Raw genomic sequence first — 629 nt, 5'->3', positions numbered from 1 at the left:
CGGTGTACCAGATTGAGGATCACCGTGACTGTAACGGTTCTCTGCTCCAGGGCCATGGCGCAGGCAGTCTCCAGTATGTCCATGCCATGGTCTCTGGCCGCCAGTAAGACTTCTACAAAAGCCTTATCTCCACCGGCTTTAGCCTGGAGATGCTCCTGCACCAAGGTGATGGCACGCGGCAGCTTCTGGAAGGGTAAACCATTACGTAAAGCCCCCGGTTTACGCTCCAGAACCCGCAGGTAGTGCTGCGGGTCCGTAATGGTCTTGTCTCGCCCCATGCGCCGTGCATGGGTGGCAATCACCGCACTTTCCATCAATACCACGATACGATCCACATAGCGCCGTGCCCGCACCCATTGTCCTGCCCATTCTGCGGGTACGCTGTAGTGATTACGGTCCACCGATATCAGGCAGGTCGATTTGACCCGCACCCGGTCCTCCACATAGCCATCGAAGGTGGCTTGAAAGGGGCGCAACAGCACTTTCTCTTCCTGGAAGACCTCCCAGATCGTCCGTGTCTTCTGCTCGGGGTGTGCATGATTCTGTGCCCGCTCCTGACAGCGTTCCCAGAGCCAGGTGTTCAGCTGATCCAGTGTTTCAAAGCGCGGAAGCGGGGTAAAAAACCATTC

Annotated in this window: 1 protein-coding gene; it reads right to left on the bottom strand. The window is 57.1% G+C overall.

Annotated features, from left to right (window positions below; genetic code table 11):
* On the bottom strand, positions 1-629 hold a 629-nt coding region (locus HJG40_RS12070; RefSeq protein WP_438263568.1), incomplete at both ends, for a Mu transposase domain-containing protein.

Source organism: Acidithiobacillus concretivorus (assembly GCF_018853445.1).
GTDB lineage: Bacteria > Pseudomonadota > Gammaproteobacteria > Acidithiobacillales > Acidithiobacillaceae > Acidithiobacillus > Acidithiobacillus concretivorus.
Note: the sequence above shows the minus strand (reverse complement) of the source record. Positions and strands in the feature narration are given on the sequence as shown.